Source organism: Flavobacterium sp. KMS, from assembly GCF_000813005.1.
GTDB lineage: Bacteria > Bacteroidota > Bacteroidia > Flavobacteriales > Flavobacteriaceae > Flavobacterium.
This window is the reverse complement of record NZ_JSYP01000012.1, coordinates 147,951-172,281: the sequence shown is the minus strand read 5'-3', so window position 1 is coordinate 172,281 and position 24,331 is coordinate 147,951. Positions and strand designations below refer to the sequence as shown.

The following is a 24,331-nucleotide window of genomic DNA, read 5'->3' as shown; positions in this document are numbered from 1 at the left end:
TTTAATTTACTATAAATATGATGCTCCGCTGGAGCAATTACCTATCATTCTTCTAAAACTTACAAAATAAACAAAGAGGTTGTCTGAAAAATTTAGACTCTTCTTTTTATTAAGTAAGACTACTCTCATACACAAAATTGAGCACTAAAAACACAACGAGTTAATTCTCAATACATCCCATTTTTGGTATAAAAAAGATAAAATTAGTACGCTGATTTTGTCTTTTTTTTTGACCTGATTTTATTAGTTTTGCCCTCCCGCATAAAAAATAGACTTATTTATTGTGCCCCGAAAACAAATAAAATTAATCCCTAAATACCATATTAATGAAAGTTAAAAACCTACTTTTTATCACACTTTTTCTTTGTTTAACAAACGTATATTCTCAAATTAAAACTGAAAAAATTACAGCTAAAAATCAAGAACGTTTCATTACTACTACAATCTCTTATCCTGTAAACGGAATTTATTTATATGATGGAAAAACGGAACCAATTGTTCAGTTAAATGCAAATGGAACTGGAATTTATCAATATGAAGATCTTACCAAGAAAAACATTACTTGGGGATTTGAATGTTCTGAAATTGGAATCCCTATATTTAAAGAAGGATTTGATAGTGCTTCATATTCTCTTTGGTACAAAACAAATGATAAAGAAGACAGCGAATGGATTTACGCGCAATTCTCTATTCATTTTAAGAAAAAGAAAATGTATATTTCTGGAGAGAGAGTAAAAGAATATGCTGAAGAAGTAAAGAAATAAATATTTCTGAATCATTAAAAAAATTAAGAAAGATTAAGCGATTTTAGATTGTAGATTTACGATTGTAGGTTTATGATTTATGATTTGGTGTTGGTAAAAAAGATTGTCATTTTTTGGAGGCTTCATATAACCGCAATCAAAAATCGTTACCCGAACCTGATCCTGAAATTTTGGGACAAAACAGGCGAAGCAATCTAAAATCCGTAATCTTTTTTTCTTAATTTAATTGCATTATTCTAAAAACAAGAAGCAATCTGGGGAAAACTTTAATCATAACTAACACAAAGGCGGTACTTTAAATCTGATGTCTAAATTTAGTTTTTTAAACAAATAATATCATTATCCTATTGTTAATTAGCAATATAAATAAAATAAAATATATCGCATAAAGAAATCGATTTCGTAATTTATATTAATTAGAATTAAAGTTTTCATATTTAATTTATTAAAAATAAAAATTAACGATAAATTTTATTAATTTGCGGTAAAATTCAATCTAAACGCCATGGTTACAATTACGAGACTTTTTGATTTTCCTTATTATCAGAAAGAAAAATATAATAAAAAAGATGCTTTAGTAACCAAACGTAATGGTGTTTGGGAAAAAACCTCTACTGAAGAATATATTGCAAAAGCCAATGCCGTTTCTCGCGCGTTATTACGTATGGGAGTTCAAAAAAATGATAAAATTGCTTTAATCACTTCTACTAATAGAACGGAATGGCATATCATGGACATTGGAGTTTTACAAACTGGAGCGCAAACCGTTCCTATTTACCCTACTATATCTGAGGAAGATTACGAATATGTTTTAAACCATAGTGGTAGTAGTTATTGTTTTGTATCTGATAAAGAAGTATTAGACAAAGTATTAGCTATTAAACAAAATGTACCTACATTAAAAGATGTTTTTACTTTTGATGAAATCGCTGGAGCCAAAAACTGGACTATTGTATTAGGCGAAGGTGCAGATGAAAGCAATCAGAATGAAGTTGAAGCAAGAAAAGACAGTATCGATACTGAAGATCTTGCTACGATAATATATACATCTGGAACAACTGGACGTCCTAAAGGTGTTATGCTTTCGCATAAAAACATCGTTTCGAATGTTCTGGACAGTGCTCCAAGAATTCCGTTTGACCCAGGAAATAGTGTAGCATTAAGCTTCCTTCCTATTTGTCATATTTTCGAAAGAATGATATTGTACATTTATCAATATTATGGTATTTCGGTATACTTTGGAGAATCAATTGATAAATTAAGCGATAACTTAAAAGAAGTTAGACCAAATGTAATTACAGCTGTTCCTAGACTTCTTGAAAAAGTATATGATAAAATTTATGCTAAAGGAGCTGAATTAACGGGAATCAAAAAGAAATTATTTTTCTGGGCTATCGATTTAGGTTTAAGATATGAGCCTTACGGAGCAAATGGTTTTTGGTATGAATTTCAATTAAAAATAGCACGTAAATTAATTTTCAGTAAATGGAAAGAAGGTTTAGGTGGTAATATAGATTTAATGGTTTCTGGAAGTGCCGCTTTACAAACAAGATTAACTCGCGTTTTTGCAGCAGCAGGAATACCTGTTATGGAAGGTTACGGTTTATCTGAAACTTCTCCTGTAATATCTGTAAACGATACTAGAAACAGAGGTTTTAAAATTGGAACTGTTGGAAAAGTAATTCGTAATGTAGAAGTTAAAATTGCCGAAGATGGAGAAATCCTTTGTAAAGGACCTAACGTTATGATGGGATACTACAAAGATGAAGAAAAAACTGCCGAAGCATTACAAAATGGATATTTCCATACAGGAGATATTGGTGAAATCGACAGCGAAGGTTTCCTTAAAATCACTGATCGTAAAAAAGAAATGTTCAAAACTTCGGGAGGAAAATATATTGCTCCTCAAATGATTGAGAACATGATGAAACAATCTCGTTTTATCGAACAAATAATGGTTATTGGTGAAGGCGAAAAAATGCCAGCTGCTTTTATCCAACCAAACTTTGAATTTGTAAAAGAATGGGCTAAAATTCACAAAATAGTTTTAGGAGATTCTAACAACGATATCATTACAAATGTTCAGGTAATTAAGCGTATTGATGAAGAAGTTGAAGCTGTAAATGAAAAATTTGGTCATTGGGAAAAAATCAAACGTTTTGAGCTTACTCCAGATGTTTGGTCTATCGATGGCGGACAATTAACTCCAACTTTAAAACTAAAACGTAAAATAATCAAAGAAATTTACGCGCCACTTTATAAGAAAATCTACGGCGAATAAAACATATTACCTAAAGAAGTAACGCGGATAACGCTGATTTACTAAAGTAAAGACGCTGATAAATACTGATTTTTAAAACTTGTAAAAAGAAAAAATCCGTTTTTATCAGCGTTTTCGCGTTAGCGAATCCGTATCATCCGCGTTCTATTTTTTAGACAATGCTAGCAATTTCAATAAATTTATCTATTTTTAAGATTCCGAATAATCCTAAAATAAAAATCATGAAAGTAAAAATCATCATTTGTTTCTTAAGCATTATGTTATTTTCTAATTGTAAAGAAATCAAAGAGGAAAATAAAGTAGACACAGTTAAAGCAAATTATTTAGATTTTTCTAAACGTGATAACCAACTTACCGGTGGAATTAAGATGATTCCGATTACTACTCCCAAAGGAAAATTTAAAGTATGGACAAAAACTGTTGGTAACAATCCTACGATAAAAGTTTTATTATTGCATGGTGGTCCAGGACTTACACATGAATTATACGAATGTTTTGATGGTTATTTTCCTAACGAAAGTATCGAATACATATATTACGATCAATTAGGCTCTTACTATAGCGACCAGCCTACCGATAGTAGTTTATGGACAAATGAACGTTTTGTAGAAGAGGTAGAACAAGTACGCATTGCATTAGGCTTGGACAATTCTAACTTTTATATTTTGGGTCAATCTTGGGGCGGAATCCTTGCTATGGAATATGCGCTAAAGTATCAAAAAAACTTAAAAGGTCTTATTATCTCTAACATGATGGCAAGTGTTCCTGAATATAATAAATATGCCAAAGATGTTCTGGCTCCGCAAATGGATCCAAAAGTATTAAAAGAGTTACAGGATATTGAAGCAAAGAATGATTTTGAAAATCCTAAATACAGCGAACTGCTTTTTAAAAATTATTACACACAACATATTTTAAGAATGCCTCTAGAGGAATGGCCAGAATCTATAAACAGATGTTTCAAACACATTAATCCAAGCGTATATGTGTATATGCAAGGTCCGAGTGAATTTGGGATAACTGGAAATGCTACATTAAAAAACTGGGATATAAAATCAAGATTAAAAACGATTACAGTTCCTACTTTATCTATTGGTTCTAAATACGATACTATGGATCCGGAACACATGAAATGGATTGCAAACGAAGTACAAAACGGGCGCTTTTTATTCTGTCCTAACGGAAGCCATCTTTCTCAATATGATGACCCTAAACATTATTTTCCTGGTGTAATCCAGTTCCTTAAAGATGTGGATAATGGGAGTTTTAAAAAAGGATAATCTATTTTAATTTTATTAGTATTCAATTAAAAGTTTTTTAGTATGTTTGTTTTGAGTTTAAGAAATACCTTGCTTTTCTTGTATAAAGAAAATGATGATGTTTCGTCATCGATGTAAGATTATTTAACATTCAGCACTACTTCTATCTTATGGATGAGAAAGGGTACTATACGTACAGTTTCGGTTCCACCTCCTCGAGATTAACTGTACGTATAGTACCCTTTCTCGGGAGTTGATAGACATAGTCCTTAGAAAATACGAAGGTTTTAAACTTTAAGCCCTATTGCTACAATAGGGCTTTTTAATGTAAAATAGCGATTGTAATATGTCTGAACAGCTTAGTAAACAACAAATTTATGATAGAATAAAAGCTACCTCAAAGGATAGCTACATATTAGAAGAAATGCAACGTTTAGGATTTTGGCAATCAGGATCTGAACCTACTCTATCTGAAATTCTAATTAATCAGGAAGCAAAGATTGAGAAGGAATTAAATGATCTTTTAGCACAAGACAGAAAGTTTAGCAATAAAGAAGCTATGGTTCTTGAAATGCGTAAAGCACGTATGAAAATTGCTAAAGAAAAAAGAGCAGAAACCAAATTAAACCAAGAGAAGAAAAGACTGGATAAAGCTGAAAATTGGAAATTATTGCAACAGCAACAAATTTTATATTTAGGGGAATCCGTATCTAGAGGTTTAAATGCTAAAGAAACCGATTCTACACTTTTAGAAAAATATAGTCTGCCTATTTATGAAGATGCATTAGCATTGGCCAAAAGCATGCAGATAGATTTAAAAGCATTACAATATCTTGCTTATAACAGAAAAGTTTCTAAAATCAATCATTACCATACATTTGAACTTGAAAAAAAATCAGGTGGTAAGCGCAAGATATCTGCTCCAAAACCAAAGCTAAAAGAAGTTCAAACCTGGATTTTAGAAAACATACTCCACAAAATACCTTATACTATAGAGGCGCATGGTTTTATAAAAGAGCGCTCTATTGTTACCAATGCAGAACCACACATTAACAAAGACATTGTTGTTAATGTAGATTTAAAAGATTTTTTCCCTACTGTAACTTATAAACGAGTAAAAGGATTGTTCCATAAAATGGGCTACTCTGAAGAACTCGCTACAATTTTAGGTTTATTATGCACCTACTCCGAGATTAATGAAACTACACTAGACGGAGTTACTTATTATGTACAATCTGGTGAACGCAAATTACCTCAGGGTTCTCCTGCAAGTCCTGCAATAAGTAATATGATTGTTTATAAAATGGATAAAAAAATTAATGGGTTAGCCAAAAAATTAAATTTTAGCTATACCCGTTATGCAGATGATATGAGTTTTTCGACTACTGAAAAAAATAGTCAAAATGTTTCCCGATTATTATATTATACTAAAAAAATTATTGAATCAGAAGGTTTTATAATTCATCCCGACAAAGTGCACGTAATGCGAAAAGGGATGCAACAAAAAGTTACTGGAGTTGTTGTAAATAAAAAACTAAATATAGATAGAATTCAATTACGAAAATTCCGTGCCCTACTACATAATATTGAAAAAAATGGATGGAAAGACCAACAATGGGGAAAAGCTATTCATCTAATTAATGCCATAGAAGGTTATATTAATTATGTATACATGGTGAATCCTGAAAAAGGAACGGCATTTAAACAAAATTTAAAAACCATTATAAAGAAACACGGTCAACCCAATATAGCAAAAACAAGTATTCCTGAAAAAGTAACCCCAATACCTGTTCCTGTTCTTGATGAAATAGAAGAAACAGTAACGGATCAAAAGCCAGAAAACTGGTGGAATATTTTTTAATTAATACCCTTTTCAATTATGAAATTAATTAAGCAGATTAAACTTTTCTATAAAGAAGGGAATTCAGATAAAGTATACGAAATAGACTTGTGTAGTATTGATGATACTAATTATGTAGTCAATTTTAGATATGGAAGAAGAGGTAGCGTTTTAAAAGATGGGACTAAAACTCCCGAATATGTTTCGGCCGATAAAGCACAAATCATTTTTGATAAACTTGAAAATGAGAAAAAAGTTAAAGGATACGCTTCAGAAATAGAAACATTAATCGACCTTCCTTCGTTAAAAAGTGTAGAACCTGATTCTATAAACGGTGTTATTCTTCAGCGTTTAGAAGATGCTGTAATGGGAAAACAAACTTTTAGTACAACTTGGAAAACCAGTCGCGTAATTTGGAAAGCGGGTTTATTAGATACTAAAGAAGCGATTCCTTATATCATTAAATTAGCCTCAAAAGGGGATGATTTACAAACCTATTCGGCTATTTGGGCTTTAATAAAGCTTAAATCAGATACTGCAGAAGAAGTTTTTAAATCGTATGCTTTACAAAACAAACAAAAAGAATATATAAGAAATCTGGCTCATGAGGGATTACTAGGAATCTTAAAAGAGGAGGAATTACAAAAACATATCTCAACAATTCTAGAGGCAATACCTCAAGAAGCTCGATATCATATTGATAAAAAAGATTTCGATTCGTTAATAATTTTTCTAAAAGAGGAACTAGAGAATAATTCTATCAATTATCTAACAGCTTTATACTTAGTTGCAAAATTTGATAGCAAATTACATGAAATTGTTATTTTTTTACTAGAAGCAGTTCCATTTAGACCTCCTTATTTTAAGCACATTAGAGCTATTTACAAACTAGCTCATATAAGAAACGATGCAGATGCAATTGCAGTTCTTGCTTATCGTTTTGAGAATGAGAACCCTATGTTCACAAGAACCGTTTCATTAGAAAGTGAATATGACAACTCTCAATTTATTACTGCTATAAATGAAAGAGTAAACATTGGGAAAGAACTTCGAGGGAAAAACAGTAAAATTGCATTCTCTAATTTTACCAAATTCTATTTTCAGAAAAATAGTCTTCGATTTTTAAAAGAAATGGATTCTGAAATGGATTCAAAAAAATACCTCAAGTTTGCTGTATCCATTTTATTAAAATACTCAGAAGATGATTATAGCAAAGCCGAAAAATCGCCTATAAACATCTATGGACAATACAATTATAATGATCAGAAATATTATTACACAGTAGTAGATTACCCTGAGTGTTCTAACTTGGCATTGTTATCTACAATCTTATTTGGGAATGACGAAAAACGAATTTTAACTTCAAAGATGAAATTCATTTTAAATCAGGAAGTATTCTCAAGCAAAAACTATTATTACGATTCAAATCAAGTAACTAAAGTAAGTAGTAAAGTAACTACTGAAAATAAAAATACTGCTGCAGACCAAAGTTCTAGCTCAGTATTAGATGTTGCCAAAAAGGCATTTTCAACTTTTTTTGGAAAGAAAGAAACAGAGAAAAAAACTCAAAGTCTTATCGTTCCTGAAGAACAAAAAACTATTGTAGAAAGTTCTACAAGCCGTTTAGAATTATTTCCAGAACATTGGGATGCTTTTCCTGAAGCTTATATTCAGCTTATAATGGAAGGGCAAATGAATATTATTCATGAGTTTGCTTATCATAATTTAAAGGCAAGAAATGACTATAATACTTTAATCAATCGTTTTGACGAAACAAGTATTTTAAATTTATTAAATAGTGATTTTACTATACCAAACAATTTAGGATTTGAAACAATTGTCCTGAAAAATGATGTTCTTTCTACTCAGGTTAGTTTTATTGCTGATGTGCTGAACTCTAAAACCGAGTCTGCAAGAAATTGGTCTAAAAACCATATTTTATCAAACACGGCACTATTTCTTAATGATATTGAATGTGTTGTAAAACTAATTTTTAATGAAGTTTCTGATTTAAAAACATGGATAACGAGCACTTTAGAGAACTTTGCATTTACGGAAGATAAAGCCAAAGTAATTACTGGAAAAGTAATCGTTGAACTACTTACGTTTGAAGAGTCTGATGCAAACAATGCATTAGCAACTCTTGCAATCGACAGACTTAAAAAAATTGCTACACCTCAACTCGAACAATTGAGTTGGGACATTGTAGCTCGCTTAATTTCATCGGATTTAAAAACTAATAATTTACTTGCCAGCAATATTTTAATTCTAAAATCCAAAAAAGTAGATTCTAAAGAAATTCCATTTTCATTAATTACTCTCTTTTTAGAAGATGAAAGTGCTGAAATTAGAAAAAATGGTATTCAGTTATTAAACAACTATCAGGAAGATTACTTATTAGCAAATAGTGACTCTTTGTTAGATTTATTTCATAATGAATACTCAGATGTTATTGAGTCAGTTCTAGAGCGTATTACACAATTAGGCAAATCAAATTCAGGTATAATCGGGGTTGCTCTTCCTAATGCGGTTTATGCAATGATTCGAAAAGAAAAGTTTGAAGATGCTCATTTAATCTTCAAAAAATTCATTCTTGAAGAAACAACCAATCATTGGGATACAGCATTACAACCACGAGATGTTATAAAATTGATTCATGCTAATTATAGAGAAAGTCAATTAACTGGTTATGAAATTTTGAAGAAATATTCTCGTAAAGATGATTTTACAATCCGCCAGATTATCTCTTTAGGAAACCATGAAATCTTAGCTATAAGACAATGGTGTTGGAATTATTTTGTGGATAAAAAAGAACGAATTCGAGCCGAAAGAAATAATGCTTTAGTAATACTAGATACAACTCGGGATGATACCAGAGCATTTGCATTTAATTTTTTCAAAACTGAATTTGATGAAACTGATTGGGATTTAGAATGTCTGATAAGCATTGTCGATTCTGTATTGCCAGCTGTAGAACAATTTGGAAAAGAAATAATTACCCGATATTTTAATCCAGATGATGGTGTAACTTATCTAACCAAATTAAGCCAGCATCCTAGCGTAAATATTCAGTTTTTTGTAACAAATTATCTAAACACGTATGCCACAGATAATCTTCCAAAGTTAAAAGAACTCGATTTCTATTTCCGTTCCGTATTAACCCGAGTACATAAAGCCAGAATTGCTAAACAGCGTATTTTTCAGTTTTTACATCAGGAAGGAAAAAAAAGCGAAGAAGCTGCAGTTTTTGTAACCCAAATTATCGACGAAGTTTCGGCTACAGTTGCCATACAAGATAAAGCAAATTGCATCTCTATTTTGACCGATTTAAAAATGCTTTATCCGCAATTGCATACCCATTTAATCCTTAAAAACTAAGTTATGTTATTTGATTATAAATATAGCGGAAGCACCATTGTAAATAACACCTCTACTAGTACTGGCATGAGTTTTTCGCCAGATACTTTGCGAGAACCTACTTTTTTTGTTGGAAAACTAAACCAAAAAATAGCTTTTAGAGAAGCTATTTCTGCGTTGCATGACGTAGTAATTTCTGATTTACGTTTTTTTCCAAAGGATAAGGAAGAATACAAATTATGGGCAGCAGAGCAAGAAAAGATATGGCTAAGTGAATATATGGCCGATTTTCAGATTGAAAATGTCCGTGCCCGTATTCAGGAATTAAAAGAAGAATTAAGTATCGTTCAAAAAGAAAAAAGAACAGTAATGGGACCTTTTAACAAAGCCAAAACTGCCTATTTTGATTATTTATATAAAAATGATAAAGATGCCTGGTACGTATTAGATCCAGTAATCACGGTACATCCTGATGAAGTCTTTTTTGAATGTTTCAGTAAAGACGAATCGTCTTATGGAAAATTAAGCTGTAATTATAATATATTCACAGAGATTAGTGACTTTAAATGTGGTACAACAAATATTGATTATTCAGAAGGATTATATAATGAATTCCAGAAAATAAGAAATTATAAAGAAACCGAATTTAAGATTGACCCTTCTGGTTTTGAAGCTAAAACAACAAATGAACAAGTCTATAAAGAGGTAAAAATAGATTTGCCTGATTCGTGGGTTAGAGGATTTTTACAAGTAAGTTCAGCAATGACTTTACCTGCAACAGTACTCAATTTACATCCTATGGATATTTTTAGCTTGTGCCAATATTTACGACGCTTCAAAGAAAAGAAAGGACCTAGAGCTTTACGATTTGTGCTAGAACCAGACAAACCTATTAAAGCAATATTCGAACCTTTGCATGACGAAATTACATTTCATCGTTCTATTTATCAAGGAAACGAATCTAAAACAATTCGTATCTGGGGAAGACGCCGTTTACTTATTTTAGAAAGACTAATTCCTGTAGCCCGAAACTTTAAAGTAGTTTTATTAGGATCTGGTTTACCTTCTTTTTTTATCGCCGACTTAGGCGATATGTCCTATACTTTAGGCTTGTCTGGATGGACTAAAAATGATTGGAGCACCGCAGGTAATTTTGATTTAATGGCACCAAGAAGTAATGTAGATTTATTTACTCAGGAAAAAGTTTTCAATGCATTAAAAGAAAATTGGCTTGATACATCTGATAATTTAGCTAAAAAGCTAAATCTTGATCCGTCTGTAGTTTCGGCATCATTAACCGCGTATACTCAGGCTGGACGAGTAATTTATGATTTAAACTTAGGAGTATATCGCGTGAGGGAATTGACTCAAGAACCTCTAAACATGAAGTCATTACGTTTTGCAAGCCCACAAGAAGAGATTGCCAATAATTACATAACCGAAAATAGAGTAAAAATAACTTCGGCTGCAAGTGCTGATCAATTACAAATTAAAGGAAAAGTAAGCGATAAAAACTTTACTTACAGTACTCTTGCAGTATTAGACAAAGATAACCGTCTTATTGAAGGGTTTTGTGAATGTTCTTTTTACAAATCAAATCAATTACGAAAAGGACCTTGTGAACATATTCTAGCAACCCGAATGGCATTGCAAACTAAAAAAGCTATATAATATAAAAACCACGAATATTACATTCGTGGTTTTCGTTTTTTAGATAATGAAGGTTTAGAAAAACTATCTAATCTTTTTCTTTGCTCCAAGCTTATACTTCATTACATCTTTTAGCACCAATTTATTATTTTTATTAAAATGTACTAATTCTGAAGCAACATCTGGATTTTTATCAATTCTATCTGCAACAATCTCATAGGCTATGTTTTTTATCATTCCTTGATTTTCCTCGTGTTTTGTAAATTCATGTTTTAACAAATGAAGAAATACTGGCGCATTTTCTGGAATAACTGTATTTTTATAAACATCATTTATTGCAATTGATAAGTCTTCAGCCGAATCAATGTTTACAAAATAATTATTTAGACATTTTCCAGCATCTTTATTCGTCTTCCAACCCTCCAAAAGGATTTCCTGAGCTTCAGTTACATCACCAATCTTATTTTTATAAACCAGCGAAGCTTTTATATATTGAAAATTCGTTTTGTAATTTTCTATAACTCTATTAAAATATTTATCGGCTTCTTTTTTGTCTTTAAGAATCACATATAAATCCCCAACTTTCTCATTGTCGTTTAGCTCTTTATAGATTTCAATTGCTTCTTTGTACGCATGACCTTTTTCATAACATGCCGCAGCTTTTTGTTTGTTCTTGCAATACTTTAAATAGATTGCCGCTGCTTCGGAATACAATTCTCCTTTTTCAAGAACTTCGGCTGCTTTTGGATAATTCTTTAATAATTTTAAATAAATGTGAGCCGCTTTCTGATACTCTCCTTTCTCAATAAATTCCTCAGCCAGTTTTTCATATTTACTTTGCAAAGTGCTGAATCGTTGAGAATCGACCATAAAAGATCCACCTGAAGCTGAATCTGAACCGCTTCCACTGGATGTTCCTTTTGACAAAAGTGCAATAATCAAAACGATTATAATTATGACAACTACACAGACAAAAAAAGTCTGAGCACTAAAACTCGATTTTCCAGAGCTGCAACTGCGAATACTAGATAGAAAGAACAAAAGAAAAATCAATCTAAAGATCATAGTTAAACCGTGACTTTGATTTGAGCTACCACTCTTTCTATCAAAAAAATCTCCAATTTTAGCAAAACCAGTCTGAAAAACATTTCCACCGGAACCAAACGAAAACTTCCCGTAATTATCGCCTCTCGAAGTTCCTAATGTATCAAGCGGAATCGCATATTGTAAAGCTAATTTTGGGTTCTTATCCAGAAAAGCCATAAACTTATCCATTTCTTTTTGGTTTCCTTTCATTACTTTTTGCATATCAAAAGGCATTTTCCCAATTATTTCTTCTTCTGAAGGTGGATTTTCAATGGTCTCTAAAATCTTTTCCTGATCTATCTCGACACGCATCGAAGTTATGAATTGCGGAATCGAAACCGTTTTTGACGGTTCTGTTATTTCGATTTCTTTTTGAATTGGCAACCGAAGTAAATCTACCCAGTTTACTTCTTCTTTTAATTCAACTAAACCAATTTCAGGATGCAAAAAATGATATTCTTCTGAAAACAAATTAGACCATTCATCTTCTGTTAATTCAGGTGTAATTAAAGTGTTTTCTGGAATAAATAACTTGTTTGCTGCCAATTGGTAAAAGTTATTTTTTCCAATCTCTGTAATTTTTATATTACTCTGATTAAAAACTAATAAGCAACCCAGTAATTCATTTGCGCGTATACTTGGAACTGGAAAAACAGCAATAGAATCAAGCGATAATCCGATGTTTTGCATTTCATGAAGCCATACTTCCGCTGAGGCACTTTTAATAAAAATGCCTCCTTTCGGAAAGGTGTTTTTTGTATTTATTCTTAATTTAAGCTCCATGAAGTGTGATATTCAAAATAAAAGGTTGAAAATATATTTCCAAAAACTGGTCAATTGCTATATTCTTTTGTTTAAATTCATTTGAAATAAAATATGGATTTCCTGTACATTCGTCCATCGAAACAATAGCAGTCTGTGTATTTAAAATAAAAGGAATATAAAACTTCTCGAGTCGCGTATCGCTACTATCAAAAATCAAAATTCCATCTTGATTGGTAATTTTACTACCATCCTTAGACTGAAAATATTGGGTTTCTATATAACAAACTGCTCCATTCATTTCGATTTCCATTTTCAATTTCTCCGCAGTCTCTTTTGTTGCATCTTTCAAAATAACACTAAATTGTCCATCGATAATTTCTTTAGCTTCTTTTAATGTTTTATCAGTATTCGTTTTTATTATTTGTACAACAGCCAAAGGAGATGTTCCTTTGTTTTTTAAAATAAGATTAACTTTTTCTTCAAATTTTATAGATAAATTTTCTAACTCTCTATATGAAAATCTATGCTCTTTTTTGAACTGCAAATCCTCAATACTATACCCATTAATTATCAAGCAATTACCATAAACTACAACACTTTCTACTTTTTTAATTACACTATATTTAACTCTACTATTTTTATAATTATTAATGAAAGAAGAATTTTCTTCAAGATTATTCCTAAAAGCTTGTCTTAGTTTTTCATCTCTCAATGCTGCTGAACGAAAATCGTTAGCAATCTGGTAAAAAACTGGCAAAAGGTCTATAACACCTCCTGCTAAATAAAAATCCTGATTATATTCAAATACTTTGAGAGATGTATCATTAATTTTTTTATCAAAATCTTTATAACTTTTTAATTCTTTAGTATTAAGATTTATGGTGCTAGCATAATGCATTAAATCATAATAATGATACCAAAGTATTTTCTCTCCTTCACTATTTGTTTTCATCGCAAAATTGCCATTCTTAAACGGAAGGTTAGAAGCTATTTTCACAAATCCCTTATCAAATCTATCATTAGAAAACATAAATAAATTACCATTTATGTACATATAAAACTCATTGTTATGAGTAAATATATTTTGGTAAGATCGCTCAACAGGATAAAGCAACGGCATACTTTCATCTCTTATTTCTTTAACTCTTTGCTTTTTGTTTGTATTATCTTTTTGCCATAACTCCTCCAACGGCATAATAATATGCTGCAACAGTTTCTTGCCTTTATTCTGATTTTTAAAAACATTAATATCCTGCATGCCTATTGCAAAAACATATTTTATATCATCAAAATACGTACTCATAGCATTTTGCATCGGAGCAAGCTTTAAACTTTCTTCTGATGAAAAAAGAAATACTTCCTGGTTTTTACTATTAATTTTATTTTCTGCAAAAAAAGAATCTAATCCTGCTGAACAGCTTAATTTACTACTAAGTTCAGTTAGAGAATTAATGACTTCGCTAACATTTTCAACTGAAACTTCCTTGTAATCTTCTCCAACTACATAAACCTGACATTCAATATCAGTTTTAGGATGTCTGGCAATTGCGATAGCCGAAGCAAAAGCTAAAACTTTAGGATTTCCCCAGTTTTTTAAGGTATTATCTATTAATAAAATACGTCTGAATTTATCTGCTTCTGGCGGCACTTCACGTTGAATATACAAGGCTTCGTTATTGGCAATTCTGGACATAAAAACATCATCATCATACGCAAATTCAGAAATTACGAGTTTATCAAAATCTCCTTTATTCGTTAAATCCGAAATCCCTCCAAGTGGTTGCTCACTCGGATGATTATGATGAAGCGGAATATTTAATCCTGACCAAAGTCGTTTAATAAGGCTTCCTACATGAAATGTTTTGTCTTCCTCAATAAGTTGGTCTACATAATCAGTTACGTTATCAGATAGATTTTTTTCTTCTAAAATTCCCTCATTCAACGCATCATTTAAATCGTCATGAGGAATGCTTTCCATCGCATCTAATATCGATTGAAGCGTTGGAAACTTAGCTTTTAGCAAAGCCAATGCCCTGAAATCTTTTCTAAAATTAGCCTCGTTGAATGGAATCTTTTCAGCTGTTTTTAATAAATAATGTTTATGATTATTATATTCTTCTAGAAGGTTTTTTGCTTTTTCTGATGAAACTCTGTTATGGCATTCATGAAAAATAGTCTGAAATAACCTCATCCTTTTTTCGCCAACTTTATATTCATTTGGTAAACTAGACAGTATTTTTAAAAAATCTATACTGGCACCCATTCTAAAGGATTGAGACTGCGGAAAAGCAGTTACTATATTCTTACTTTTTACCAAATTATGAATCATCTCAATTGCTTGCTCATTTTCTGGATTTGTAGCTACAATGGCCAACAGTAAAGTGCCAAATGGTGGAATACTATCATCTGAAAGGTATTCTAAAATTTCAAAAACAAATTTCTCGTAACCAATAGTTTGTCCATTAGGGATTGTTATTGTTTCAAAGACACTATCTTCAGATAATATTTTATTCTCCCATTCCCAGAAATAGTCTTCGTATGATTGAAAGTAGTTTAGAAATTCCATTTTTAATTTATGAAAAAGTTAAGCGAAATGAACTTATTGAAAGTTGTTTTATATGTGTTTTTGAAATAATTGAATAGCTATTATCTGTATTCCAGAGTATTATATTTTCTTCTGATGGATTTAATTTTTCCTGAAGTATTTTGATCAAAGCAAACCATTCAAAATTATACCCAGTTGGAATTAAAAAATTATTATCAATCCAATACGTAGTGCCTTTTATAGGCAATAAAGGACTCCCTATAATTAAGGCGCTTTTATCTATAACTACCCATTGTAAAGGTTCTAATCTATATTTTGGAGCCGACTCTATATACAGCTTCAACTCCTCGTAATCTACAAGCAAAGCAATAGCTTCTTTTATATCTTCCGAATGCTTTAAAACTATTTTGAGCTTTTGGTCTACGCCAAAAAAATTATGATTGAACTTAGGCAAAGAAACTGGTAATGCACGTAAAATTGGAGTCCACAATAATCCTGAAGGCAATTTTCTTGTAGGCAAAAGCTTTCCTTTTTCAAACAACAAATTGTCCTTTAATTCATATATCGTTTTATATGGAATTTGCTGGATTTCGGTTGTATCTATTTGCTCCAAAGAAAAGTCTTTAATCCAGATAGTATCTGTTTCAAAAGCCACTTTTAGATTATCCCAATGCCTAATTGATCCAAAAAAATCTTTGTGTTCTTTTTTAATTTCTAAAAAATACATATTAGATAGTTTGAAGTATTTTTTGCCACAACGATTCTATATGATCCTGAATATATTTTTTCTTTTCTGCATCTTTAATCCAATCGCAACGCGTTTGAATATATCGTAGTTTATCTTTAATTACATTTTGCTCTTCAAAAGAAAGATTTTCATCTTGCCATTTTTCAGTTAAGTAATTAACTTCTTTCATCACACTTTCGGCATCTGGAGTTTTGTTATACAAAGCTTGGGGATGTGACGAATCTGAATTATCTTTTTCGATAATCTGATTGATTATTCCTTCCAGAATTTCAATCTGTTCTTCGTTATCCCAAATGTATTTTAAAACCCATAAATCAGACAAAACTGCCTCGCTTCTACCACACATTAAAGCACTTGCGGCTATAAGATTCTGTAGTTTTACCGCACGTCTGTCTGATACTTTTATACCTGTATTTCTAAGGCTATGAATAATATCTACGTATTCATTTCTAATTGGAGTTAAATCTACCTTGCGACAAAGTTGTTGCAGTTCTCTAATTTCGTCGGCTGAAATTGTTGGTACTTCTCTAGTAGCATCACCTTCTAATTTCCATCCTGCCAATAATACTTCGTGCAATAAGTCTGGGGCAACATAATCACATTTTATACGAATTAAAAAACGGTCTAATAACGCATTTAATGATTCGTCTTCTGGCAAAACATTACTTGCACCCACAAACATAAGTGCTGGAAGCTTCTTAGTTTCTTTACCACGACGAAATATCTTTTCATTCAACGCCATTAATAAACTATTCAGAATTGCCGAGTTTGCATTAAAAATCTCATCGAGAAATACCATCGAAGCCTCTGGCATCATACCTTCGGTATTTGTAATCAATTCTCCCTCTTTAAGTTTACGAATATCAAAAGGTCCGAAAATTTCATTCGGTTCTGTAAAACGAGTCAAAAGATATTCGAAGTTTTTCCCGCCTTCAATCCCGTTAGACAATGCCCTGATGATAGCACTTTTTGCCGTTCCCGGAGGTCCTAACAAAAAGGCATTTTCTCTTGCCAATAATCCAATTCCTAACAAATCTATAATTTCATTCTTTCCAACAAAAGTGTCTTTAATATGCTTTAAAACAATATTTAATTTATCGGTAGTTTTCATTTACTTACTTCTATTTTTATTTTATTCGTATAATTTTATAATTGTGCCCAAAAGATTTTTCTATAATCTCCAAACCCTATTTCTAATTGTTTTTTTATAAAGTCAGATTCGGTAAATTTTATTGCTTTTCGTTGTACAATTCGGTCAATATAAAGCTGATGTAAACAGTCATTAGTATCAAGAATCTCAAAATCTATTTTTTGTATATCAACTTCAAATCCTATAGCCGAATAATGAAATCGAAATAAATGTTTTTCAAGAATAGGAATAACCAAATCCTCTGGATCAATCCTTTGCATTTCCATGATAATTTGCGGCAAAAAACGCAAACAAATATCTGCTGAAAGTATTGCTGATGCATCTAGTTTCCCGTTATAATCAGGTAAAAGCACTGCCAAATCATTACTATTATGTTCTCTATATAATAATAGTTGCGCTGCTAAATATACCGTTTTGGCTGCCCATAAAGCTGCTGCAGAATTAAATCTTGGAGCAATACCCGGATAATCTAAAATTTCCCTCTCATATTCGGTTTCCAAAAATGAAATAACATCTATCTCTTCTTCTTTGGAAATGGTAATTACTTTATCATACAAAATAACCTGTTCAATTGTTCTGAGATGATAAATAGTATCTAAAAAAGGTGTTTTCGTAGTATTCATTCTATTAAGTTAGTTTCTTTCTTTTTAAACTAATTATGACGTAAAATCTTAAGTCGGTAAATATATAATTAAATCCTCTCACTTATAAAAACAAAAGTAAAAACCACGAACTTTACATTCGTGGTTTCGTTTTTTAATCTATTAATAATTGGGTAACTGCAGCCGAATTAATCGCCCAATTTGTATCGTAAACCTCATCGGCATCTCGTGTTTCTACAATTTCCAAACCTTGCGCTTCGGCTTTAAGAACTAACAAACTTCCTATGTTCAATTTACTGTTCAGCTTAGATAATAGTGCTTTCACACCTTTATAATCTAATCCTTGTACTACCTGACCTCCAAAAGTCATCTCTAACCAAATGATTTCTCTTTTGGCTACATCCAAAACTCCAAAAACTAAACCTTTCGCAACATTTTGTGTCACTCGTACCTGATGATCTACACAAGATGGATCATAAGCAACTCCGGTTCTCTCGGATATTTTCATCGGGTGTTTACTATTCATCCAACCCACAATTAAATTTGGAGTTATACTTCCGTTACTATACGCATTACAAGTAAAGGTTACATATTTAGCTTTGGCTTTAGCCAATTCATCGATATTAATGTTGATATATTCTGCTGTACCTATTTTATTCGGAATACTTCTTATATCTCCACTATGCTTACAACCTGTAGTTACTAATCGGCTAAAAGAACAAATATCGGCACTATCTGCATAAGCAATATGACAGCTTAAATCCATATCCAGATGTTGGGCAGGTAAATCTTGACCCCATTGCATAAACAATCGTACTTCGTTACCCTCAATCGGGAAACGTGTCCCCATTAAAGCTACTGGTAAATCCTGAACGTTTTCACTTCTATCCCCTATCGCAACAGGAATATTAAACAATTGTGGATCTATATACATTGTCTTATTCTCATTTGCTACAGTAGCAAATCTCTTCTTCATTGCCAAGATACAAACATCCTCTATTTGCTTTTTCATCGCATTCAATTGCTCATCGGTATACAATGACAACAAACGATTTGGTTCGATTCTTTTATTAGTTCCTCCCAATGGTTTCACACTTCTTTGGATCGTTTTATCAAAATAATTTTGAGCATACATATTTAAAGTAAAAACCAAACGTGCTGGTACTTTATCTATAATTTCATTAAAATGTGCAATCGTTTCATCGGCTCCAAACCAAAGCATATTCGAAAATAACGAACGTGCAAATAATCCTGGTCGTTGTTTTAGCAAAGCAAAAGTTTTATCTGCATCTAATTTCAATCGAAAATGATTCAGATTTCCTTGCCAAACTTCGTAAGTCTGGTTATAGAAAGTATCCAATAAAACAGTCAATTTTTCGAAACCTTTTCTTTTGCTATATTCTGGTAAACGCAATGCTCGTATAAAACGAACCCACATTCCTCTTTTTGGATGCATGATTTCGCAAGCAGCATCGGCACTCATTTCAAGATTATTCAACCAATTGGCAACCATCAAACATTCTTTTCTGGAATATTTAAGTTTTAAATTCTCTTTGGCAGTTAGCTTAGACTGGGCACTATTATCCAAAAAATGAACCAAATGTTGGTTGTTTTTCTCCACTCTTTGTACAATAGTTTTTGGATCAATAATTTGCAATAAATTAGTTTTCTTGTACCATAAATATCTCAAAATATCTGTCGGCGTTTTAAAATATTGTGTTGCTTTTTCGGCTTGGCCTTGTTCAATTAATGCGTCTATAACAAGCATCAAAGTTTCTTTCATTGCAATAGCAACTTCTGGCAATGGCAAATACGTAATCGAAGTTTTTAAGCTTTCAACCTGAGTAGCGTCCAAAGCTGTTTTTGATGTTAATAACGAAGTAAAGAAATCATTCAGTTCTTTTTCCGACCATAATTCTAAAACTTTTAGTTTACTCCCTTGTCCGTAATTTTCAATTTTTCCAAATTCAAAAGGAGTTCCACAAAATGGACAACCATTATATCTCTCTAAAGGAAAAGTACCATTAGGAATAATATGTCCGCATTGCAAAGTGATTCCGTTACTAGATTTAAAAAGATTAGCAAACAAAGTCGCAACATGATCCATAACTGATTCTCCGGTAGGAACATTCCATTCTTTAACCAAAGGAGTCCAGTTTTTATTGGTTCCTAAAACTTCTTTTAAAATATCTAAAACATCAATTTTATAATTTGGATTTACATTATTTAAAGCATGTAATAACGATTCAGAAAAAGTGAATCCGAGTTTTGAAACATTAGCTACTAAAGCCAATGTAGTTCCTGATATTTTTTTAACATCATTCGCAATTAATTCTGTTGGAATAAAAATTGCGTTTTGACGTAAACTGATTTTTAATAATTCTTGTGTTTTCATTTTTTTCATTTTTAAAAATTTAGATAATTGTGTTTCTGGTTCTACCTAAAAGATTTTTGAAGTAAGAAACACTTGACCTTAAATTCGAGGATAATGGATTAACTAGTTCAAAGTGACAGTTTGGTGGGTTTCCCCAGAAGTAAGTTAATCTTGACCCTCAGTTGCATTAATGATAATTTTAAAACTTGTTCGGATTCGAGCCGAAATTGGCTGTCTTCTGAAGTAAGTTTTTATTAACCATAATTGTGGAGCAGGTGGGATTCGAACCCACGACACGGGCGTTAAAAATGCGAGAAGTAAGTTATGATTGACCTTTTAAGGATAATTTCAAAACTACCTGCTCTACCGCTGAGCTACTGCCCCATATTTTTATAAATGTATTAATCGATAATTGCCAAAGTATATCTTAAATGGTTATTGAAGTAACTTTAGACTTGACCTGATTAATGTATTTGTTTTATTTAAAAGAACGTGTTTTTATTTCTTGAGCAAATATTCAAATTATAGTGCGCAGTTATTCTGCGTAGCTAAAATATTTTTTTTCAAATATGTATTAATTTCTTATTCCTGATAAGATATTTTATCTCATAAATCTGATTTTTATTTGCGGAAGCATCTTTTTATTTATTGAAAACTAGTAAAATTCCTCATTCAATTACTTTATTACATTTCTTATTAAAAATTTACACTTGCTTAAAAATCAAGTATTTATACCTGATTATTTTTTAATTAAATTAACTATTTTTATTCGCTTTAAAAAAAAACTTCTGTAAATAAATGGTATACTCAAAAAAACAGAAAGTTGAATTATTAAAGTAAATCTATTTAATAACCTTTTAAAACTAGAAAATTATGAAAATGAAACCAACGTTATTTTACGAGTTTACAGGAGTAATTAATGACAAAAGTCCGCCCCTATTCTGTTCATGAATACAATAGAATATAAAAAAGTGATTAACCCCCAAATCAAACTATATGAAAAATTTATACAAAATTGCTCTATTTTGTGTATGCGGAATTACCTACTCGCAAACGCAAAAAGACATAGAAGTAATTCGATCTAACTCGAATGTAACTGAATTAGAATCGTTAAGTCAAAAATTTAGATCTGAAGCTGAGCAAAAAAAACAAAGAATCTTAAGCACAGCAAGAACCAATGGTTGGAGCACCTCTTTTACCAACAAAGACGGAACAACTAGCGAATTGATGGATATTAGTCCGGATGGAAAATCTCCAATTTATTATACTCCCGACAACGTAAATGCTGCCAAATCTACCCGAGCCAACTTTTTGAACTCTGGAGGCGGTTTAGGACTTAATCTTAACGGACAAACCATGACTGCTTATGTTTGGGATGGAGGAGCTACGCTTCCTACGCACAATGAGTTTGGAGGAAGAGTTACTATTGCCGATGGAGTTACAGTTATTGGTGGAGGTAACAATAGTCAACATGCAAATCATGTTACAGGTACTATTGTCGCTGCTGGATCTGTCGCTGCTGCAAAAGGAATGGCAAATCAGGCAAATGCAAGAACCAATGAATGGAATAATGATTTACCCGAAGCAACTACAGCTTCAACAAACGGAATGTTATTATCTAATCATTCATACGGATGGGGATTAAGAGATGCTTTCGGAAATGTTGTTATGGCTGCATGGCGATTTGGTACGTATGAAACAACTGCAAGAGATTGGGATAATGTAATGTACAATGCTCCATATTACTTACAGATAAAATCTGCTGGTAATGATGGGACTGATAACACTGCAAACACAAGCCCGTTAGGAGGTCCTGGCTATGATAAACTTACAGGTTTTTCGACCGCCAAAAATAATCTGGTTATTGCCAATGCAAATGATGCCGTTATAAGTACAACAGGAGTATTAACGAGTGTAACTATTAATACCTCTAGCAGTCAAGGTCCTACAGATGATTTAAGAATAAAACCTGACTTAACAGGAAACGGAACTGCAGTATATTCCACAGCTACACTTACTGCTACACCAACACCTTTAACGAATAGTAGTTATGGTAATGCCACAGGAACTTCTATGGCAGCTCCAAACGTTACAGGAACTTTACTCTTGTTGCAGCAACATTACAAAAACATTACAAACAATTTTATGCGTGCAGCAACGTTAAAAGGTTTGGCACTACATACGGCTGATGATGCCGGAACTACAGGTCCCGATGCTATTTTTGGCTGGGGTTTACTAAACGCAAAGTTTGCTGCCGAGACAATTACCAAAAACGGAACTAACTCTATTATTCAGGAGCATACTTTACCTACAGGATCTAGTTATAGTTTTAAAGTAGTTTCTGATGGTATAAATCCTCTTGTAGCTTCTATATCATGGACAGATCCTGCGGGTATAGCCTACTCTGGTAGCACGCCAAATATTGCTACAGCAAGATTAGTTAATGACTTAGATATACGAGTTACTAATGGATCTGGTACTTTTTTTCCTTACAGACTTACGTCGGCTACAACAAATGGATTAGGTGATAATACCAAAGATCCTTTTGAGCGCATTAGTATTAATGGAGCGGCTGGTATTTATACTGTTACTATTACGCATAAAGGAACATTGGTAAACGCGCTGCAAAAATATTCGGTAATCGTAACCGGAATTGCATTGCCTACTACCGATTTATACATAAAAGACAGACCTTACGATACTGGTGTACAACCAAACCCAGATCTAGGTCCTATGTGGATAAGCGATGATATCTGGGTAAGACAAAACATCGATGCCGGACTTGTACATCAAAATCCGGAATTTAAATTATCTTCTCCAAACGGAGTTTATATAAGAGTTTATAATAGAAGTACAAATACAAGTGCATCTGCAAAAGTAAGATTGTATTTTGCCAAAGCTTCTTCAGGATTAACGTGGCCTACTAATTTTGTGAACTTTAATATTGGCCCTATTAAATATGGAGATGAAATAGGAGAAGTAAGCATTCCGTCTATTCCTGCCGGAGGTAATACTATTGTAATGATTCCTTGGTATCCGCCAAATCCAGCAATATATCCTACTGACCAACATCATTTTTGTCTGGCTGCAAGAATAGAATCTCCTAATGATCCTATGGTTGGTGAATTAACAGGTGTAGGTATTGGTGTAAATACTAAAAGTAACAATAATATTGCCTGGAAAAATTTAAGTGTTTACAACTTAAATACAACCGATATTGTTCCTCCAACAACCGTATTTGTTAGAGGTATAAGATCTAAAACTGTAAATCTTAGATTTGTAGATAAAGGTTATAATGAGCAATTAAAAAATAACTTCTTTGATTTAGGCGGAGTAATAGAAGCTACTCTAGATGATAAGTTATTTGAAAGAGCTCAGGCAAATAATTCTTTTAAAGCTGTTGAGATTATTGGTAAAAATAAAATTCTGATAAGATCCAGAGAATCAGCAATTGCAAATTTACCTATTGATTTAGAAGAAACATTTGCAATAGCATTTGATTTTAGAGTTGCAACTGTCTTGCCTGCCGATGAACAAATCACAGTAGATTTTATTCAGGAAGATGCTCTAAAAGGGGAACTTGAAGGAGGAGAACGTTTTGCACTTGTAAGAGAAGGCAAACCAAACACTAAAGCAAATACGGCTCTAGCAACTGAAACTGCCGAATCCCGAATAATTACAATTTATCCTAATCCTACTAATGGAATATTTAAAATAAGTATTAATAGTGAGGAACAAGGAACTTTAAGAATAACTAACATTCATAACGTTGCTGTTTTCCAAGAAAAAACAAGCAAGAAAAAAGAATTTAGTGTGAATATAGCCAATCAAATTCCTGGAATTTATGTTGTTCAGTTTGTATCAAACAACGGAACTGTAACGACCAAGAAAATAATTAAAAACTAATTTC

Annotated in this window: 13 protein-coding genes and 1 tRNA gene; 7 read left to right on the top strand and 7 right to left on the bottom strand. The window is 32.0% G+C overall.

Features of this window, described 5'->3' with window-relative positions:
* The first annotated feature begins 326 nt into the window (after positions 1–326).
* From OA93_RS14055 to OA93_RS14030, 6 genes are all read left to right on the top strand, one after another.
* Complete coding sequence (locus OA93_RS14055; protein ID WP_039113981.1) at positions 327–764, top strand: hypothetical protein; 438 nt, start codon at positions 327–329, stop codon at positions 762–764.
* Between the two features lie 505 nt (positions 765–1,269).
* The gene (locus OA93_RS14050) at positions 1,270–3,045 is read left to right on the top strand and encodes an AMP-dependent synthetase/ligase (protein WP_039113980.1); all 1,776 of its coding nucleotides are present in this window, start codon (positions 1,270–1,272) and stop codon (positions 3,043–3,045) included.
* A 221-nt stretch (positions 3,046–3,266) separates the two neighbouring features.
* The gene (locus OA93_RS14045) at positions 3,267–4,325 is read left to right on the top strand and encodes a proline iminopeptidase-family hydrolase (protein WP_039114006.1); all 1,059 of its coding nucleotides are present in this window, start codon (positions 3,267–3,269) and stop codon (positions 4,323–4,325) included.
* 325 nt (positions 4,326–4,650) lie between these two features.
* Entirely contained in the window at positions 4,651–6,165 is a 1,515-nt protein-coding gene (locus OA93_RS14040) for a reverse transcriptase family protein (RefSeq protein ID WP_039113979.1), read from the top strand.
* Positions 6,166–6,183: 18 nt separating this feature from the next.
* Positions 6,184–9,522: a WGR domain-containing protein gene (locus tag OA93_RS14035; RefSeq protein WP_039113978.1), complete on the top strand. Its 3,339-nt coding sequence runs from the start codon at positions 6,184–6,186 to the stop codon at positions 9,520–9,522.
* Positions 9,523–9,525: 3 nt separating this feature from the next.
* Positions 9,526–11,172, top strand: a complete 1,647-nt coding sequence (locus tag OA93_RS14030; protein ID WP_039113977.1) for an SWIM zinc finger-containing protein — start codon at positions 9,526–9,528, stop codon at positions 11,170–11,172.
* Positions 11,173–11,235: 63 nt separating this feature from the next.
* Here OA93_RS14030 and OA93_RS24150 read toward each other — a convergent pair whose 3' ends face one another.
* The 7 genes from OA93_RS24150 to OA93_RS25115 all read right to left on the bottom strand — a co-directional run bounded on the left by OA93_RS24150 (position 11,236) and on the right by OA93_RS25115 (position 20,805).
* The gene (locus tag OA93_RS24150) at positions 11,236–13,020 is read right to left on the bottom strand and encodes a tetratricopeptide repeat protein (protein WP_052259453.1); all 1,785 of its coding nucleotides are present in this window, start codon (positions 13,018–13,020) and stop codon (positions 11,236–11,238) included.
* Positions 13,010–15,568, bottom strand: coding sequence for a ribosomal protein L7/L12 (locus OA93_RS25265; protein WP_052259452.1), 2,559 nt, complete (start codon positions 15,566–15,568; stop codon positions 13,010–13,012). Before OA93_RS25265 ends, OA93_RS24150 begins: the two co-directional genes overlap by 11 nt.
* A gap of 7 nt (positions 15,569–15,575) precedes the next feature.
* The gene (locus OA93_RS14010; RefSeq protein WP_039113976.1) at positions 15,576–16,274 is read right to left on the bottom strand and encodes a hypothetical protein; all 699 of its coding nucleotides are present in this window, start codon (positions 16,272–16,274) and stop codon (positions 15,576–15,578) included.
* 1 nt (position 16,275) lies between these two features.
* Positions 16,276–17,406 (bottom strand): AAA family ATPase, encoded by a 1,131-nt coding sequence (locus OA93_RS14005; RefSeq protein ID WP_039113975.1) that lies wholly within the window; start codon positions 17,404–17,406, stop codon positions 16,276–16,278.
* A 35-nt stretch (positions 17,407–17,441) separates the two neighbouring features.
* Positions 17,442–18,068 carry a hypothetical protein gene (locus OA93_RS14000; RefSeq protein WP_039113974.1) on the bottom strand — a complete coding sequence of 209 codons (627 nt, stop codon included), beginning with the start codon at positions 18,066–18,068 and terminating at the stop codon, positions 17,442–17,444.
* A gap of 133 nt (positions 18,069–18,201) precedes the next feature.
* Positions 18,202–20,442 carry a prokaryotic RING finger family 4 gene (locus OA93_RS13995; RefSeq protein WP_039114001.1) on the bottom strand — a complete coding sequence of 747 codons (2,241 nt, stop codon included), beginning with the start codon at positions 20,440–20,442 and terminating at the stop codon, positions 18,202–18,204.
* A gap of 246 nt (positions 20,443–20,688) precedes the next feature.
* Positions 20,689–20,805: transfer RNA gene (locus tag OA93_RS25115), tRNA-OTHER, on the bottom strand.
* A 612-nt stretch (positions 20,806–21,417) separates the two neighbouring features.
* On the opposite strand from OA93_RS25115, the gene OA93_RS24140 reads away from it, so the two are divergent.
* Positions 21,418–24,327: a S8 family serine peptidase gene (locus OA93_RS24140; protein WP_052259451.1), complete on the top strand. Its 2,910-nt coding sequence runs from the start codon at positions 21,418–21,420 to the stop codon at positions 24,325–24,327.
* Positions 24,328–24,331: the final 4 nt, after the last annotated feature.